This is a genomic window from Bacillus sp. FJAT-25509, assembly GCF_001420605.1.
Classification (GTDB): Bacteria; Bacillota; Bacilli; order Bacillales; family Bacillaceae_G; genus Gottfriedia.
Genome location: NZ_LJIZ01000033.1, coordinates 37,259 through 55,380, shown reverse-complemented (window position 1 = coordinate 55,380; position 18,122 = coordinate 37,259). Strand labels below are relative to the sequence as shown.

Annotated in this window: 11 protein-coding genes; 3 read left to right on the top strand and 8 right to left on the bottom strand. The window is 29.1% G+C overall.

Features of this window, described 5'->3' with window-relative positions:
* Positions 1–6: 6 nt before the first annotated feature.
* From dptF to dptH, 3 genes are read left to right on the top strand one after another with little or no spacing between them, the layout of a single operon-like run.
* Positions 7–2,319 carry a DNA phosphorothioation-dependent restriction protein DptF gene (dptF, locus tag AN960_RS20810; RefSeq protein WP_056475821.1) on the top strand — a complete coding sequence of 771 codons (2,313 nt, stop codon included), beginning with the start codon at positions 7–9 and terminating at the stop codon, positions 2,317–2,319.
* A 6-nt stretch (positions 2,320–2,325) separates the two neighbouring features.
* Entirely contained in the window at positions 2,326–3,717 is a 1,392-nt protein-coding gene (dptG, locus tag AN960_RS20805) for a DNA phosphorothioation-dependent restriction protein DptG (protein ID WP_056475818.1), read from the top strand.
* Positions 3,698–9,055, top strand: a complete 5,358-nt coding sequence (dptH, locus tag AN960_RS25205; protein ID WP_056475815.1) for a DNA phosphorothioation-dependent restriction protein DptH — start codon at positions 3,698–3,700, stop codon at positions 9,053–9,055. Before dptG ends, dptH begins: the two co-directional genes overlap by 20 nt.
* A gap of 34 nt (positions 9,056–9,089) precedes the next feature.
* Here dptH and AN960_RS20795 read toward each other — a convergent pair whose 3' ends face one another.
* From AN960_RS20795 to dndB, 8 genes are all read right to left on the bottom strand, one after another.
* Entirely contained in the window at positions 9,090–9,461 is a 372-nt protein-coding gene (locus AN960_RS20795; RefSeq protein WP_056475813.1) for a hypothetical protein, read from the bottom strand.
* The gene (gene dndD / locus AN960_RS20790; RefSeq protein WP_056475810.1) at positions 9,462–11,480 is read right to left on the bottom strand and encodes a DNA sulfur modification protein DndD; all 2,019 of its coding nucleotides are present in this window, start codon (positions 11,478–11,480) and stop codon (positions 9,462–9,464) included.
* A 10-nt stretch (positions 11,481–11,490) separates the two neighbouring features.
* Positions 11,491–11,676 (bottom strand): DNA modification system-associated small protein, encoded by a 186-nt coding sequence (locus AN960_RS20785; RefSeq protein ID WP_056475808.1) that lies wholly within the window; start codon positions 11,674–11,676, stop codon positions 11,491–11,493.
* Positions 11,677–11,791: 115 nt separating this feature from the next.
* Positions 11,792–12,916: an aminotransferase class V-fold PLP-dependent enzyme gene (locus AN960_RS20780; RefSeq protein ID WP_056475806.1), complete on the bottom strand. Its 1,125-nt coding sequence runs from the start codon at positions 12,914–12,916 to the stop codon at positions 11,792–11,794.
* 5 nt (positions 12,917–12,921) lie between these two features.
* The gene (dndE, locus tag AN960_RS20775; RefSeq protein ID WP_056475803.1) at positions 12,922–13,302 is read right to left on the bottom strand and encodes a DNA sulfur modification protein DndE; all 381 of its coding nucleotides are present in this window, start codon (positions 13,300–13,302) and stop codon (positions 12,922–12,924) included.
* A gap of 12 nt (positions 13,303–13,314) precedes the next feature.
* Positions 13,315–15,273 carry a DNA sulfur modification protein DndD gene (gene dndD / locus AN960_RS20770; protein ID WP_056475800.1) on the bottom strand — a complete coding sequence of 653 codons (1,959 nt, stop codon included), beginning with the start codon at positions 15,271–15,273 and terminating at the stop codon, positions 13,315–13,317.
* 19 nt (positions 15,274–15,292) lie between these two features.
* On the bottom strand, positions 15,293–16,855 hold the full coding sequence (dndC, locus tag AN960_RS20765) for a DNA phosphorothioation system sulfurtransferase DndC (protein ID WP_056475797.1): 1,563 nt from the start codon (positions 16,853–16,855) through the stop codon (positions 15,293–15,295).
* Positions 16,836–17,951, bottom strand: a complete 1,116-nt coding sequence (gene dndB / locus AN960_RS20760) for a DNA sulfur modification protein DndB (protein WP_056475794.1) — start codon at positions 17,949–17,951, stop codon at positions 16,836–16,838. The genes dndC and dndB overlap by 20 nt, the downstream gene beginning before the upstream one ends.
* Between the last annotated feature and the right edge of the window lie 171 nt (positions 17,952–18,122).

Below are 18,122 nucleotides of genomic sequence, written 5' to 3'. Positions count from 1 at the left end.
CAGAATATGGAGTTTGAAAAAAATTTTTTAAGTTTTATTGAACCGTTATCTCCATTGGCTGCACAAAGTGCAAAGAAAATGGAAGAATTGGTTTATGAAGATTCTGCAAGTTCAATAATTAAAGCAAGGTTATTTGCTGAAGAAATGTTAAAGGTGATTTATACAATAGAAGAAATTGAATTACCATATAAATTTTCGTTGTATGAAATGATTAGTTATTTAAGTTCAAATAAATTTATTGAAGATGATATCCAAAAGAATTTCGAAACAATTCGTATTATTGGTAATAAAGCTGCGCATCAGGCAGGCTATGATGATCTAAGTATTGCTATAAAACTACATAAAGTTATGTACGATGTAGCGGTTTGGTTTTTTGAAAGTTATTCTAACGATCATGACACTCAATTGCCGGCATATGAATACCCAAAGCCTCAAAATAAAGGATTACCACAAGATGAGTTAACTAGCATGATAGAAAAACAACTTTCAAAACTTCTTCGGAAAGAAGTACCAGCTGATGAAAATGGTGAAGAAACTAATAAGGATAAAAACATACCGCCTGTAAATGTTGTTAAAGAAAATAACAAAGAATATGAGGAAGAACTAGATTTGACGCTTTTAGAGGGACAAAGCTATCTTTTAAGGGAGTTAAAACGTTTACAGGGTTCTTCTCAAGAAGCAATTGAAAATGCAAGTTCTTTTAGTAAATTTAAAATTTATTTGCATGTAGAAAGAAAGATCCAGACTGATTTTGAGGAGATCCTTAATTCAAATAAACAGAATAAAACTAACAATTTAATTCTTCTTTGTGGTAGTGTCGGGGACGGAAAGTCACACTTATTAGCTTATTTGAAAAGCAACACTAATTTATTAGATGAATATGAGATTTTTAATGACGCTACAGAAAGTTTTTCACCAAATAAAAATGCATTGGAAACTTTAAAAGAAATTTTAAATGATTTTTCTGATCAAAATATTGAATCATCAACAAAAAAAGTTATTTTAGCTATTAATATGGGTGTGCTTCATAACTTCATTTCACAAAAATTTGAAGGTTATACTTATGAGCGATTAAAAGAATTTGTAAATAATAGTGATGTTTTTGGTCAGAGTGTGACTACCAAATATAGTGAAAATCAATTTGATTTAATCAGTTTTTCTGATTATCAGTCATTTGAAATTAGAAAGTCTGGTGTGGAATCAAACTTTTTTGAATCTCTTCTCAAAAAAGTATGTGATCCTGACATGAATAATCCTTTTTACAAATCTTATAAGAAAGATAAAGAGAATAATATATACTCAATTATTCATGAAAATTACGAGTTTCTTTCTAATGAATATGTACAAAAACAAATTGTTAATTTAATCATCAAAGCAATTATTAAAAATAAAATCGTTGTTTCAGCTCGTTCATTTTTAAATTTTGTTTCAGATATTTTGATTCCAGATGAACTGGTATCTGAAGCAGAAATGACACCGTTTTTAAAATTGGAAAGTACACTCCCAAATCTTTTATTTAATAAAAATGATCGATCTGAGTTGCTTAATTTGATCAGTTCATTAGATCCAATTCATTTAAGGTCTGAACATATTGATCAATTAATGATTCAATTAAATACAAGTAATAATTTAGAAAGTGTATTCGATGAATTTATTGAAAATAAAAATGCTAAACATTGGCTAATACCATTTTTAATGGAAGATGAATTAGTAAAAGGCACTTTTATACGTTTTTCAGAAAGTTTCTTAAGGATAACATTTTTATTAAATGAAGAATTTTCTAAGAAGAATATAAATGTTGAATTTAATAATTTTATTAATTACTTGTACTCTTGTGAAAGAAGAGATATCAAAGAAATAAAGTCTATATATAACTTGCTAAAACAAGCGATCTTCAAATGGAAAGGTAGTCCTAAAGGTGACTATATTTTTATTAATAAGCCAACAGAAAAATTTAGAATTGCTCAGTCATTAACACTTAAACCAAGTACCAATCATTTTAAATTACAAAATGATGAAGTTTTGAGTGCATTTAAGACTTATTTTCTACTAGGTTATTCAAACAATGAAGGTAAAGAAGAGTTTTTGGAAGTAGATTATTTCATATTTGAGCTTTTAACAAAAATTTCTAATGGATATAGACCTAATAAAAAAGATGAAGAAGAAGGTATTAAATTTATTGAATTTGTTGAAAAGGTTATGCAATTTGGTGAAAAAAGAAATGAGATCCTAGTCTATTTTCCAGAAGATAAAAGATATTATCGATTATCTCGTGATGAATTTGGTGATGAAATCACTTTTGCGTTTAAAAAGGAGTAGAAGTATATGGAAAGTTTATTACAGGTTGACAAATTAACTTCATTGTTTGAAACCCAAAAAAATAATAAAAAAAATACAACGGGTGATATTTTAGATGTATTTCCCTTTACTACAAAGAGTGCGCTGAATATTAAGAGTAATTATAAAGAAGTTATTGGAGAACTGGTAAGAAATATCTGTAATGTAAAGGCTTTAAAACCTGGGAAAGATGAAGAGTTTATTCATTCTTCAAACTCTCTAGTTGATAAAATTATGAGCTCAAGTCAGTTAGATTGCGATGATGATTCAAAAGTTGACCTAACAAGGCTTTTAGATGACATCTTTATTGGTCAAAATCAAGAATTAAAACCCATTCATCCATTTCTATTTAATTATGTACCCTTAGATAAAAATATGAATGTTGAAAGATATGCCTCATTTATTAAAGATACAATTGCAGTTCGTGATGATTTGAAAAAGATTTTTGTAGATTCTGAACCAGAAGACATTCTAACAGAGTTTATTTTAAATAATAGTCCTAAGTTAGAGAATAAAGAAAAAGTCAAAAATTTTCAAAATTTATTACCATTTTATGAGAATTTATATGCAGAAGATATGATGTTCTTAAGTCAACATCGAGATTATTTTTTAAACCATTTTCAAATAATAACAAATTTTTATATGTTTATGTATATCTGCCAATTATCTGTAAAATTTGAAGAATTTACAAAAGCTGACTACTCTAAAGCATCCCCGCTATACTTTGCTCTAGATTGGGAAGTAATGAATAAAAGAAGGGAAGCAACAGGGGATTTACAAGGGTATAAACGTATAAGAATTAAGTCTGAAAACTTATTTGCACATGTACATGCGATGTCCCACTTAAGTCAAAATAACTTTTGTAAAAATGATTCAGATATTCAGTTCTTCAGTTATAAAGACATTAGTTTACATTTTGAGGATTTAAATGAAGAAGAACAAAATAAATTCATAAAAGAAATAAATGAGTGGACAAATAAATACTGTGAATTCTTTAAGCTTACACCTCCTGAGCCAGCTAATGATTTACATTCAGCAATGACAAATTTATTTAGTTGTATTAAAGAGGGGATGAATAGTACTGCACGTTTTAAATATGGTAAAAATATTGATAATTTAGGTAGCGGTACATTCTTAAAAAGTCGTGGTAGTTACGGTCAAGTGTTTAATATAACACATGAATTTTTATTAGTATTAACAGCTATTTGTGTAAAGGATCAAAGAATTCCACTTTCTCAGTTGTTTGATGAATATGAGAAAAGAGGGATTTTATTTGACCGTTATTCCAAAAAAGAGATTATTGATTTGTTAACTTCTTATAATATTATAGACAAAAAAAGTGATAGTGGAGATTCTCAATATGTTAAACCAATTCTATAAATATATTACTGGATTAGTAATTGATTACTTTAAGGACAACCAACTTAGAAGTGGAGATCGCTTCTATTTACAACTTGACAAAGAAGAAGATGTAATTGGACTTTTTGATGAACTTAGAACTAATAGTCAATTTAATGCATTACCTTTTAGCTATACCCATAAACACAGCGAGGAACCTTTTGAAACTTATTGTATTGAAATTAATGGTACAAAGTTAGTATTGGCAACTACTCTTAATGGAGTAAAGCCCGACTTTTTAGTATTACTAAGAAATTTAGTCGGTGAACAAAAGGATGATTGGAAAGATACTGCGTTATTAAGTATAGTTACTGAACAATTAGACTCAATTCAAGGCGGAAGTAGAGACCTTCAACGAGAAGGTTTGCCTTTACATCCTAATAGTATTGTTAAAAATCTAAAATTAAAAATGGAAGAAACATTTGCAAAAGATGTTACAAAAACAATTCTCTTAGATCGCATGGAATCAATTTTAGAAGAACAAATCATTCAACAAATTACATTTTTTGACTTTGAAGAAATATTTGTCATTCTAAATCAAGGGGAAATGTATGATGAGGATTATAAAAAGCTCTCAATTTTTAAAGATCCTGACCTTACAACTTTAAAAGGTAGTAAGTTAAAAGAGAGACTACATTTAAATAAAGAGTTATTTGACTATGTTAAACGTGTTCATGATTTAGGGAATGATGAAAATGACTTAGACAATAAATTCACAAACAAATTAACCCCAAAATTAAAACAAGATGATTGGCAATCAACTCCTTTTACAGATGTCGCAAAATCATATTTCGATCGTATCGACGAATTAAGGGGAAATAAATTAATTTTAAAAGAAGTAGATGTAAAAGATAGTTTGGTGATCTGGAACCGAGTACAAAATGAGACAGCTGCTGGAAAAAGAAAACGTCATATTATAGTTTTTAATACAAAAGAGCTGGATGAAATAGAAATGAATTTTAATTTTCAACTTGAAGGACAAAATGTTAAAAGTCTTAACGAAAAATTTTTAGTAATACCTAATAAATTTATTGAATTTGCAACTTATAAAGTTGGTACAAAGAAAATTACATTCAATATTCATGCTCAAAAGAATACACCTACTTATTTAAAGTTTACTTATAAGCATGATAGTAAAGCTGCATTAGGTGTTGAAATTAATTTGATTATTCTTCCGTTTGAACCGAATAATCTTGAGAACTATCAAACCTCATATCTTTTAAACCCTTTACTAGGGCAAATTGAATTATATTATGAAGGTAATGAGTTGATATTTGGCCAAGGGTTTAATAAAAAGAGAATTGATCTAAATGGAAATAATGAAGCTATATCATTCGAAAATGATGAACAAATTGTTGTTAATCCACTACCTGAAGCGTTTAATGAAGAAGATGAATTAGATTTTATTATCAAATTTATCGAGTTTGAAACTGATATAAAGTTTTTATTAAAAAATGATATACCAGAGTCTATCCCAATAAATGGATTCCGAATTTGGAAACTGAAAAGGGAAGAACAATTAGATTTCATATTAAGAAATAACAAACTTCAGTTTGGGAATAGAGAATTCTATTTAAACAAAAATAGTAAACGTCAATTTGAATGGGAATCAAAATGGATTAATGAAGGGTTTCAAGCAGCAGTATTAGACTCAGATGAATTAATAAGTGAAGATCTTAAAATAAATGATGACTTAAGGGAAGCTTATAGTAGATTTATTACTTACTTTAGACGGAAAGAGAATATTCCTAGTTTATGTTATTTTTCTAAAGAATTATCAAAACGAGCTAATGAATATGTAAATGCATATATAAATGAAATAAATAGTTTCCCAGAGGGTGAAGCAATTGGATCAAAAGGAAGAGATTTAAGTAAACTTGGTACAATAAAGGGAAAAGATATAATTTACTTTACACCTTTTCATCCCCTTATGGTTGCATTTCAATTGAAAATTAATGATGTTCTAAAAAGCGAAATCGTGGATAATGTCATATTAAACAGACTAAATCCTAATGGTCTATTACCATTTATATATAGTAAAAATAATAGCTTGTATAGACCAGATAATATAAGTGATAATAATGAATGGCTTTCATACAAACCAGTTAGTCAAGTTTCGGTTGCAGATGCTAATCAATATATGGCAAAAGTTGTAGAGGATAAAGTAAAGCAATTTGAAGAACATTTTAGCTATCTATTGCATGAAAGATCAAACGCTCCGATTAGAATAAATATCATTAATATAAAAAATGATTTTGAAGTATTAAGAGGATTAGTAAATTGGTTGCTAAAAAAGATTAATAAAGTTGGTTTAACAAATCTTAAGAATTTAGAAGTTTCTATTTATAATGAAGCTCTAACAGAAAGTTCTTTTAATCTTCTTTCAACTATTGAAAATCCTGATCAATTTGAAGCATGGTTAAATATAAAGTTAAAAGCTAATGAAAATGATCCTAGAGATTTAATGAGAGTAATAAGAGATAGTATTATTTTTTATAAAAAGGATATAAACGAAGAGATTAATTATGGTCATATTAGTTTTTACAAAATGTTAGCTCAAGAACATGATGCTCTACAACCAATGAATGAAATGATTACTGGCATGAATTTAGAAGGCTTATATTCTACAATACCATCAATGAAGGGGAAAGAAAATTATAGAACTGGTTTTGGTACAAAATGCTATTCGATCAGTGATCAAGATGTATTAGGAGAAGTTTCATATTATTTGAATGAATTATCTGCTAACTTAACTAACGATGGTAATAATGCTTATCACAAAGGTGAGGCAATCGTTTCACGAACGTCAACTACGGATGAAGACTTTTTAGCTAAAATTTTAAAATCTTCACATTGGGTAACTTTTGTTGACCCGACAATAGATCTTGAGTACTTTAATAAGATGGACAATATTGTCATCATTCATTATAGCGATCAATACTCTTCATCTAGTAGATTTGACGCAATAACCGTTACGAATAAGTCCCAACAATATTTTTCAGTAGTTAGTGAGTTCCTAAAGGAAAAAGAAGTAGAAGGAACAGACCAGAATGTATTTAATGCAGTTAATGCATTTAATACATTTAATGGTGAATGGTTACTTAGAATAATTGGAAGTAAAGGACAATATTCTCGAGAAAAATTAAGTATTATATCTGCTATTAAATATTCATTATCTTACTTTAGTCATCCTGATATTTTATGGGTACCAATTTCTTTAGAAGAAATATTGCGAGTTGCAGGTGCCGTGGGACTAAGCAAAAGTGACGGAGTTTTCACTGCGAAAAATTTAGGCTTCTCAGGAGCGCATAGTGATGATCTTTTACTAATTGGTTTAGAAAATAAAGACAATAACCTGGCATTCCATTTTTACCCAATTGAAGTGAAAATCGGAATAAATAATAGTAGTGTAATTAAAAAAGCTCATACACAAGTAAATCAAACTAAAAAGGTAATCAATGATACTCTTATTTCATCTGATTCGAATAGTTTCACTACTAAATTCTATAGAAACTTCTTTGCACAATTATTTTTATCAAGTGCTCAAAAGATCTATACAAGTGATTTCTTCAGTACAAAGGACTATAATTTATCAGATGAAATAGTAGAGAAAATTATAAAAAATGACTATACCATTTCAAATAATCTTACTCCATATATAGGAGAATGTGCAATTTTATCATTTGAGAAAGATGCATATATTAGAACTTCTAAATTGGAAGACGGAGTAACAGTATTAAAGCTGGTAGAAGCTGATGGGTATAGGGGATTAGTAACTTCAATTGATGAAATGCACGAATGGATTCAAAATAAAGAAAGTGACTTTGTAAGAGAAAGCTTATTGTCTTATAAATATAATTCTCAAGATATCCCAACTGATGAAAAGACTAAACTTTATCAAGAAAAAACAGATGAAGAAAAAATGAAATATGATAGTAAACGAATGTTAGGTTTAGAGCCTCAAACTGAAACAGAACATGTATCTGTACCTATACCTGTTCCAGTTGGTGAAACAACACAAGTACAAGATACGTCAACAAAACCAGAAGAGGATTCAATTAATCATAAAGAGTCATCTGATGAAGAAATAGAGGCAACAAATGACCTAACAAAATCTGATAAGTATCCTAAATTGGTTAATCAAGACATTCCTATTAATTTGATTCCAATGACAGAGCCTGATACAAAAATATCTTCAATAGAAGAAGCAAGAATCTACCTTGGTAAGGCAGAGAATTCTAATCGAAAAGTTTATTGGGAATATGGTAATAAAGGGCTAGCAAATAGACATTTACTAATTGCAGGCACTTCTGGTCAAGGGAAAACATATTTCATGCAGTGCTTACTATTAGAATTATCAAAGTTAGGGATTTCAAATGTAGTCGTTGATTACACTGAGGGCTTCTTACCAAACCAATTAGAACCAGAATTTGTTGGTGCTTTGGGTGAAAAATTAAGACAAAAAATCGTTTATTCTGAACAATTCCCTGTAAATCCATTTAGTAAAAATGTTCGAGATATAGGGGGAATTTCATTACCGGAGAGTAACACAGATATCGCAGAGCGTGTAAAAAGTGTTTTTGGGGCGGTTTATAAAAGTTTAGGAATACAACAATTAAATGCAATCTACGATAGTATCCTTAATGGTTTAGAAAAATATGGGGACAAAATGAATTTGAGAGCTTTAAAAGAATGCTTAGAAGAATTAGATACTCCACCAAGTAAAACAGCATTGTCTCAAATAAGACCATTAATTGATCGGAATCCATTTACATTCGATGAATCATTTAGTTGGAATAATATATTAGAAGATAAAGGGACTGTTTTCGTAATTCAACTAACCGGTTATCCAAGAGATGTACAGTTGATGATCACAGAATTTATCCTTTGGGATTTATGGAATTACTCTGTACGTAGTGGAAATAAAAATAATCCGATTCCTGTAATAATGGATGAGGCACAAAATTTAGATCATACGGAACAATCTCCTTCTGCTAGAATATTAACCGAAGGGCGTAAGTTTGGATGGTCTGCATGGTATGCAACACAATTTTTAAAATCACAATTATCACCAGATGAACTAGCGAGATTACAAAATGCTTCACAGAAAATTTTCTTCTTACCACCTGAGCAAGAAATTAGTACTGTAGCAAATAGTCTAAGTAATGATTCATCTGAAAAGAAAAGTTGGGAAAGTAAATTGTCTTCGTTAAGAAAAGGGCAATGTGTAGTTCAAGGTCCTGTATTAAAAGATAATAATGAGTTAACTCAATCGATCGTGACAGTGGTTAATATAGCACCACTATCTGAACGAAAATAAAGAAAAGGAATCGCATCTGCGATTCCTTTTTGAATTAGTTTAAGATTTTAATTCTAGCATCTTCTAATGAGTTTAAATTCTTTAATTGATCATCAATATATCTAAGACCACATTCAATATATAATATCATGTGTTTATGCAATTCATCATTAGTTAAACTCTTATTAACTTCCTCAATAATTAAATGTTTAAAAAAGGTAAATTCATTTTCTTTAATAATATTATCTGGAATTTCCCACTTTTTTAATGAATCCTTATACTCTTCAGTGATTTCTCCTTCAGAAATAGCAATACCCTTGGCTAATGCTATTTTTATACCTAATGGTCGGTCAATTTCAAGGGCTCCAATTATATTTTCAAGTATTTCTTTACCAGAGCCAGATAGTTGCATTTTTTTATTAGACAATTATTTCACCCCCACAAAATCGAAGTAACCGTCTCGAATAACAGTGTATTTTTTATTTTCGTTGTAATCTAACATATATTGTCTATATGAACTGTCTTTCATTAAATCAACATATTCTTTAGTAATTTCAGTATCTGTCGATAGGATAATTACTTGATCACATAGCTCTTTATAGTAGTGGTTAATTAAATGGTTTCGATGATAACTATCAAGTCTTCCAAGTGGAGTGTCAATTACCATTGGTAGTGACAAATCTGATACTTTAGTAAGTGCCCATATTAAAGCAGATGAAATCATTTGCATTTCACCAGCAGAACGGTCATTAATACTAATCTCTTGTCCGCGGTCATTATATAGACGGATTGAATAAGTATTAAGGTCAAACTCGATTTTTCCGAACTCATCTTGTTTTCTAAATAATGTATTAAGCATTTTTGAGAATTCGTCATGGATAAATTGAGCTTTTAAATTAGTTGTTTGACCAATATACAAAGTAGTTATTTTGATCAATTTATTAATGTAATCAAGGCTCTTTTTAATATCACTAAAATTATTATTTTGTTGACTTAAACGAGTAACATTATTCATTATTGTAGAAAGTTTTTCTTTAGCAATTGCTTGCTTTGGTTTAATTGTCTTTAATCTTAACTCAATTTCACCTAATTTTTTTGTAAAGATATCTATTTTATCATTATCTTCGTTAGTATCAACCATTTCAGGAGCATTTCTAATTTCTTGTTCAATAAATTGAAGGTCGTGTTCTAATTTTTCAATTCGATTTATTTTACTTACAATTAGATCATATGATGTAGTACGAATTCCATGAATTAATGTACTGTCTTTTGTAGACAGATCATGTATCTCTTTTATTTCTTCAAAAGATTGTTGTTGAATTTTATTTTCTTTTACCCAAATTTCTTCACCGATTTGTTTTAACTGGCCCAATTGTTGTTCTGAAAGAGGGGGTGTCAAAGTTCTATCTAAAAGTTGTTCCATAAATGTTCGATAAGGAGTTAAAGACATTTCTTGGATAATCTTTTTCTTTTTATAATCCTCTTCAATTTGGATTGATTTTTTCAATTTATTTATTTTAGAGGATAGAATAATATTTGTAGCGTTTTCTAAAAATAGCTTTGAGTAATTTTGTTTTTCTAGTTCAAGTTCAGTTGTTAGTTTCGCTTGATTTTTTATAATAGTTTCGCGAGATTTTGAATTCTGTAGAACTTTTTTATTTCTTTGTTCTTTCGCTTCACTTATTTGTCTTAAATATTTTGTTTTCTCTTCTTCAAGTTTAGCAATAGTTTTCTCTCTTTTACTGATTTCATTTTCAAGTTCAACTTTTTCTTTTTGAAAATGCCCTAATTTACTTGTATCTAAGGCTTTAGATAATACATTTTCGTATCCTTTTTTAATACTATTTAAATCCTCTAAAAGAATTTTATAAGCTTCAATCCCAGTAATTTTTTGAATTGCTGCACGCATTTCAGAACTTTCTTGCCTCAAAATAATGTCTTTTATCTCTTCACCATCAAAGATAAAAAATGGGGCAGCATGGTAGGGAATAACACGATCAATAAATTTATTATAAGCTTCAATATTATCAATTCTTGCATGTCTTTCATGTTTAGAACCTGGGGCTTTAATACTTAAATTTCTTTCTTCATTAGTTACTCTCTTAAGATTATCGAAATACCATTTTACTTGAAGTTTCCATTCTTCTTCACGGTCTGTCTCAATTATTAATGTAACAGAGCAAGAGCGACCACCTTCATCAAAAAATGTATTATTAATTACATTTGAAAAAAGCTTTTTATATTCAACTTCGCTCATACCTCTTTTTCCAAATAATACGTATAAAATTGCCTTTAAAATTGTTGTTTTACCAGCACCATTTAAACCGCCAAGAAGGATAATATTTTTATTTTCTTTTTCCCTAATGTCTCTAGGAATATATAATTCTACCGATTGTTGACCATAATAGGTTTTATAACTATCAAAAACAAGTTTTTTTAGTAACAATAATTTCACCTCAATCTTTTTTTATATAAAATTCAATTAGATCAGTATAATTTTTCTTTCTAGCACCCTGTGTTAAATTTTCATATGAATGATTTTTTGCGCTTTTAAAAAGCTCTAAAATTAACTCTTTTGGAATATCATTTTCTTTACATAATGAATCTAATAAAAGGTCGGATTGTTTTTTTATGTCAGTCATTACATTCACCTTCTTTTTTTGTATTCTATATGTATTTATTTTAACATAATTTTTAAAGCTTTTTATTTCCTATTTTTAGGGTGATCAAAAAACTGAAGACCTCTGGTCTTCAGCTTTATAAGTTATTGAATATTTCTAAATCCTTTACATTTATGGTTGGATTTAAAGAGAAACGAATTGTATTCCTCACCTCATTAAGGCTTAAACCGATTGCTTGTAATACGTGGCTAGGTTTACTTGAGCTACAAGCTGAGCCGGTTGAGACGGCCATGAATGGTGCAAGTTTTTTTACTAAAATTTCATTATTAAGACCCTTAAATTGGACATTTAGTATACCAGGTATTTTTTGTTCAATATCATTATTATAAATAATTGAAGTTCCAAATTTATTATTTAAAATATCTCTTAACTCAAGTTCTAAAGTAATAAGTCTATCTAAATTTGCATTAAAATTTTTCAAAGTTATTTCGGCAGCTTTTCCCATTCCTACAATATTATGAACTGCTAGGGTACCACTTCGATAATTTTTTTCCTGCCCCCCACCATGTAGTAAGGGTGTTATGGGAATTGGAAGTCCTAAATCATCTTTTCTAAGTACAGTTACTCCAACACCTTTGGGACCGTGAAATTTGTGAGCTGAACATGATAAAAAATTTATACCCGATAATTCTTCTAAAGAGAATTCAATTTTTCCAACCACTTGAGTGGCATCAGTATGTAAAAAAACATTATATTCTCTACAAAGGTTTTGAATATCAATCATCGGATTTAATGAACCTAGTTCATTATTACCCCAAATTAGTGAAACAAGTAGGGGAGTTTCATTCTTTAAAATCTCTGCAAGTTGATTTAAATTTATCCTTCCAAATTGATCAACATCTAGATAAGTTATTTTAAATCCTTTTGATTGTAAATATTCACATACTTCTAATATAGAAGGGTGCTCGGTTTTAGAAGTAACAATATGATTTTTCTCGGAATTACCATAATAATCGGCAATTCCTTTAAGGATCATATTATTGCTTTCTGTCGAACCACTTGTAAAAATAATTTCATCAGAATCACATCCAAGTAATTTTGCTATGTGTTGTCGGGAAGACTCTACAGCATTTTTGGCATTTTCAGCTAATGTATAATACTTACTCGAGGGATTACCGAATTCCTCGAGTAAGTAAGGTAACATTGCATCTTTTACCTCTGGATGAATTGGGGTAGTTGCACTGTTATCTAAATATAGCATTCTTATCACTCCACATTAAATTTTAACATGTTTTCATAAAATTTTTCTGCATTTCCAGCGTACTTATATTCATTTTGAATAATTGAAATACCACGCTCAAGATGTGCATTAAAAAGGGTAGGAAAGTACTCTTCATCTGTTAGTAATTTTCCAGCATGTTGAGAAATTAATGTCTTATAAATTTGATCATATTCTCCAGTAAAAGTCTGTCTGTTAATTTCTAACCCATTATTCGATCTGTAGTTCGGAATTTCAGGTATTGAATTATTTGTAAGTGAAGCTCCGACTGCTAAACGTGCTAATATATTTGGTGTTAGCTGAGTAGAGGATTGAAGTTCTTTTAGAATCTCTGATGTATTATTAGATAGTTTTAATCGATGGATCATTTTCAATCCTCCTTAATTAAATTGAAAGTATCCTGAAGTTACTTTTATGTTTTGTTCTTCAGTATTAAATTGCAATAAATATTGTTTTGATATATGCTCGTCCAAAAGTTTAAACTGGGTAGAGTTTACTTCTGAATTTGTAGATAAGATTAATACTTGTTCCCCACATTTAGGAATAAAGTCAGTTAATACTCTTTGTTTATGTGTATTATCTAAACGACCAAGTAGAGTATCAAATATAAATGGTACGCGTCTACCAGAACATTTAAACATTGCCCAGATAATAGAAAGTAATAATATTTCTTTTTCACCAGCAGAAAGTGTGATTTTTTCTATTTCTTCATTTGAAGCATTATATAATTTAACGTCAAATGTAACTGAGTTTATTCTTATAGAAGAAATATATTGATTTTTACGCATTAACCTATTTAACATATCAGTTGCTTCCATTTGTACTTGTTGTAACTTTTTCTGATGTTGCACTTCTTGAAAGCGTAAGCTTAGCTTTATTATATTTTGAGCCATTTCAAAAGTGTTTTCAGTACGGGTTTCCTGCTTTAAAAATGTTTCTTTAGCAAATATTACCTTTTCGGATTCAGCTAGCTCGTTTTTAAGATTTAATTGCATTTCTTCTAAAGTTTGAAGATCAAATTCAATTTTGCTGATTTCTTTTGTAATTCGTTCCATTTCTTCGAGCATTTTGTTAAAATCATTTGCTTTATCATTTGTTGCTATTTTTTTACGGATCTCTTGTGCATCAGATAAAAGTTCACGATTTTTACTAATAACCTCTAAATAATTTAAGTGGTTTTCATTATTTATAAGATTCGAAATCTGTTCAACTTGTCCTCTCTGAGAAGGGGATAAGTTATGAATCGTATTAACCTGTTGATTAGGTCGGAACTTATCAAGAATTAGTGATTGTAATTGACTTGGTTGGATTGATTTATTATCTAATTGTTCAATAATATCTTGAATATCAGAAACTGATAAAAATTTACTCGCTTGTTTAAATAAAATTAATTGATCTTCTGCATCAATTTGACTTAGAGATTCGTTTAGTAGTTTTTTGTTCATATAAAAAGGTAAGAAAACAGAAATAAATCCTTTTACTTTTTCATTTAACTTTTTACGTTCAGATTCGATTTCAGACTCTTCTCGTAGTAGTTCGTTTCTTTGCTCATCTTTAAGACCGCCATGGATTTCAAAGCTTTTTTTATTTGAAGAAAACAATTCATTTAATTGTGTTTTCTTTTCATTAAATTGGTTTATTTTAAGGTCAATATTTTGTGTTTTTTCAACGATTGATGCTTTCTTTTTTTGCTCTTCAAATAATTCTTCTTCAGTTTGATTGAATTTTTTTTCATCGATCTCTTTTTGTAAATAATTTGTGAGATCTGATTGAAGATTATTAAATAAATCTAAATTAAAAACAATTGTTGAAAGTTCCTTTAAATATTGAGATAACTCATTATTATTAATAATTTTCGATATTTCCTCTCCATCAAATAAACATAAATCGAATAATTTAGGAGGGAATAGCTCTTTAAGTTTTGAAAAGTAATTATCCGTTTCTGCTTCATTTAAAAATTGGTCGTTTTTATAAACCATAAAATATTCTTTTGGTTTTTCATTAAAAAGTTTCCAACCACGGATTATCTTATATTCGTTTTTCTGATAGTTTTCTATTTCGGTAAAAATAATTTGAATACTGGCAGAGCTATTATTGATCGTTCTTATTGATGAATTGATACTTGCATAAACTCGTTTATCATATTCTGAACTATTTTTAAAGCCAAAACCGAACGCTCCAAATAGTCCTAATTTAATTGAATTTAAAAATGTTGTTTTACCTGCACCATTTTCTCCACCAATTAATACTACATTTTGACCTTGGGAAGTTTCTAAATCAAAAGAATTGGTTCCACGATAAGCTCCGATATTTTCTAATATAAGTTTTTTGAATTTCATGTTTTTAGAACCTTTCTAATTAAATGTGTAAATAATCTTGTTTTAGAACTTTTTCAAGATCTTGCATTAAACCTCGACGAACTTTATAACCAGCAAAATCTTTTTCAAGAGAAATTAGTTTTTTTAACATTTTTAAATCAACATTATATTCTCTGCAAAGTGTTTCTAAATCAAAAACTTGTTCTTGATCAAAAAGAGGGCGGTCATCTTGTTCCCAATCAAGATCTTTTCCCATAACACCTCTATAGATTGTTGGAAGTGAATCTTCCCAATCACCATTCTCAAGCCAATATCTTCTGATCATTCGAAGTTCTTCTTCTCTTATTAGCTCAAAATTTTCTTCATAAGGATGTTTTAGATCACGCTGTGTTTCTAATAATAGTGTTAAGATTTCTTTTCTGGCTTCCATTGTATATGGTCCAACCCCAAGTCGTCCGAATTTACCATTTTCTAGTTTAATTAATATCATTGGATCAAATGGTGCACTTAAATCAATATTATGTTCTTTTATATATCGTTTTAATTCCTTTTTCTCTAGCTGTGTATATTCACTTAATAGAATCGTTTCTTTACCTTTTCTAGATTTTTTAGGTATGATAACGTACTCCAAACCATCGATTGTTTCAATTTTTACTTCTTTTAAATACATTTGACCATTCATTCTGTATTTCATACGTCTTGAGCGATCATCACGAATATCTGCAATGAAATTTCTAAATACTAATAATGGTTTCATCCAATCACTACCACTATTAATAAATCCATTAAGTGCTTTATCTTCGGTTACTACAGTACATACCCAGCAGCCGAATCGGCTATTACCACATGAACCAGCACTTTCTTTAATATTTTTATCGATTACGAGTGGGCATTCTCCACTACTTGAATCTTGATAAAGTTTGTGAAGTTCAAAATTGTCGTCTCCCCATGGTGATGTGTGATTTAATAAATAATCCCAAACATCATCAAGACTAAAGCTTTTAATTGGTGCGAACACATATGCATTCGAAAGTGTAGAGTGTCTCATTAAGTCTTTACCTTCAATAGTATGTGACTTTAAGACATTATCTCTTGTAGCACTTTCGTTTTCTCTAACACCAAGAACCATAATAACTTCACCAAATGAATCGACCTTATCCATAATAAAGCGATCAGCAGGTTCAATTTTTAATCGATCAGTACACCAACGGAACTTTTGGTTTGGGGATGGATAACCTTTTCCTATTAAAAGAGACCAAAATGTGTTTTCAAAAATAGGTTTAACCTTATGTGTTTCAATTGGAAGATCTCGTGTCAGAGCCTCTTTTTGAATTCTATTTAATGTAGTATTAATAGATTGAATAATTAAAGGTGTTTCTACCAAAGTATCAGAAGAGATGATATACACTTTCTTATGAAGTTTCTCTTTAGGTAGTTCTGAAAGAGATTCAAATACTAACTGAGCTACAACAGTTGAATCTTTTCCACCACTATAACCAACAACCCAAGGTCTAGAATCAGCAAGATATACTTTTTTAATATGTTCTTTTGCATCAGTAATGAATGTATTATTTTTTAAACTCTCAAATAAGTTTAACGTCATTAAAATCACCTAACCCGTATTTTTCTTCTATTTTTTGTTCTACTTCAGTTAATGGCAAATTAAGCAATTGTTTAATTTTATTAGCTGTTAATAGAATCGTATCGCGCGTTTTTTGAATCCTACCATTTGGACTAATTGCTCGATGTAACCAATCTTTTTCGTTAGTTCTACTCCAATCGATGGAATTAAGTTGATGAATATAGTCTTTCCAATCATTAGAGTAGTTTTTTATTAAGAAATACCCAACTAAACCAATTGCTTCAAGGCATACACCATGACCATTGATATAATTCATTCTTAAATCTCTAGCACTCATTTTCTTTTCAAAAACTAAGTTCCATTCTTGAATTGTTTGAGTTAATTCATTCCAAAAATCAACTAAAAATTGCTCTTCTTCATCTAATAAATTTTCACCTTTTGATCTATTAACTAATCTAAGGTTCGTATTAAAAATATGGTTTAGAGCTAGTATTTTTGGAGAATTCTTAGATAATGTAACACGTTCTTTATCTGTGTAACGTGATAATAAAGTGTTATTTGCAACAATTTCTTTAGTAATAATTGATAATTTATCACGGTGATCATATAAAATTCCAATCGAGGTAGTGGTATTAACCGCATGACGATTTAAATCCGAAAAAATCTGTTGTGATTTTTTTAATCCTGTATCTTGAAAAATTACAATAGAAATTGTTTCATTTCCTAGTTCTGGATCTATTTTTAGTGCTTCTTCAATCGCAGCTCTACGATGTTGACCATCATTAATTAAAAATCTAGCATCTAAGGAAACGTGTAATTGACCGATATCTTTAAAGCCACCATCAGCATTGATTGGATTAAATTGCATCTCTCCATCTACAGAAGCAGTCAAAGAAGAGAAAACATAATCTTTACTATTTTCGATAATATAGTTTGATATTTCAGGTATGCGATTTTTATTTAAAATTCTTTGTGATCTATGTTCTGCTGGGATTTCTTCTTCATCAAAGAGGAAAATTTTTGGTATGAGTTTTAAAGGGCACATTACAACATAATACTCCTTTAAAGCTTGCTTTCCACGAACAGCTGGAAATACGTAACTGAAACCAAAGTCCATTAACTACACCTCATTTTACGTACGTAATAATTAATATGATTATATACCAATTTTTATACTATTGCTATTAATTCAGATTGGTAGATTAATATTTTAAATTGTAAAATATTAAATTTTTTATTATGACTATATTTAGCTGTAAATTTAGATTGAAAGTAATAGTGTCCTTTC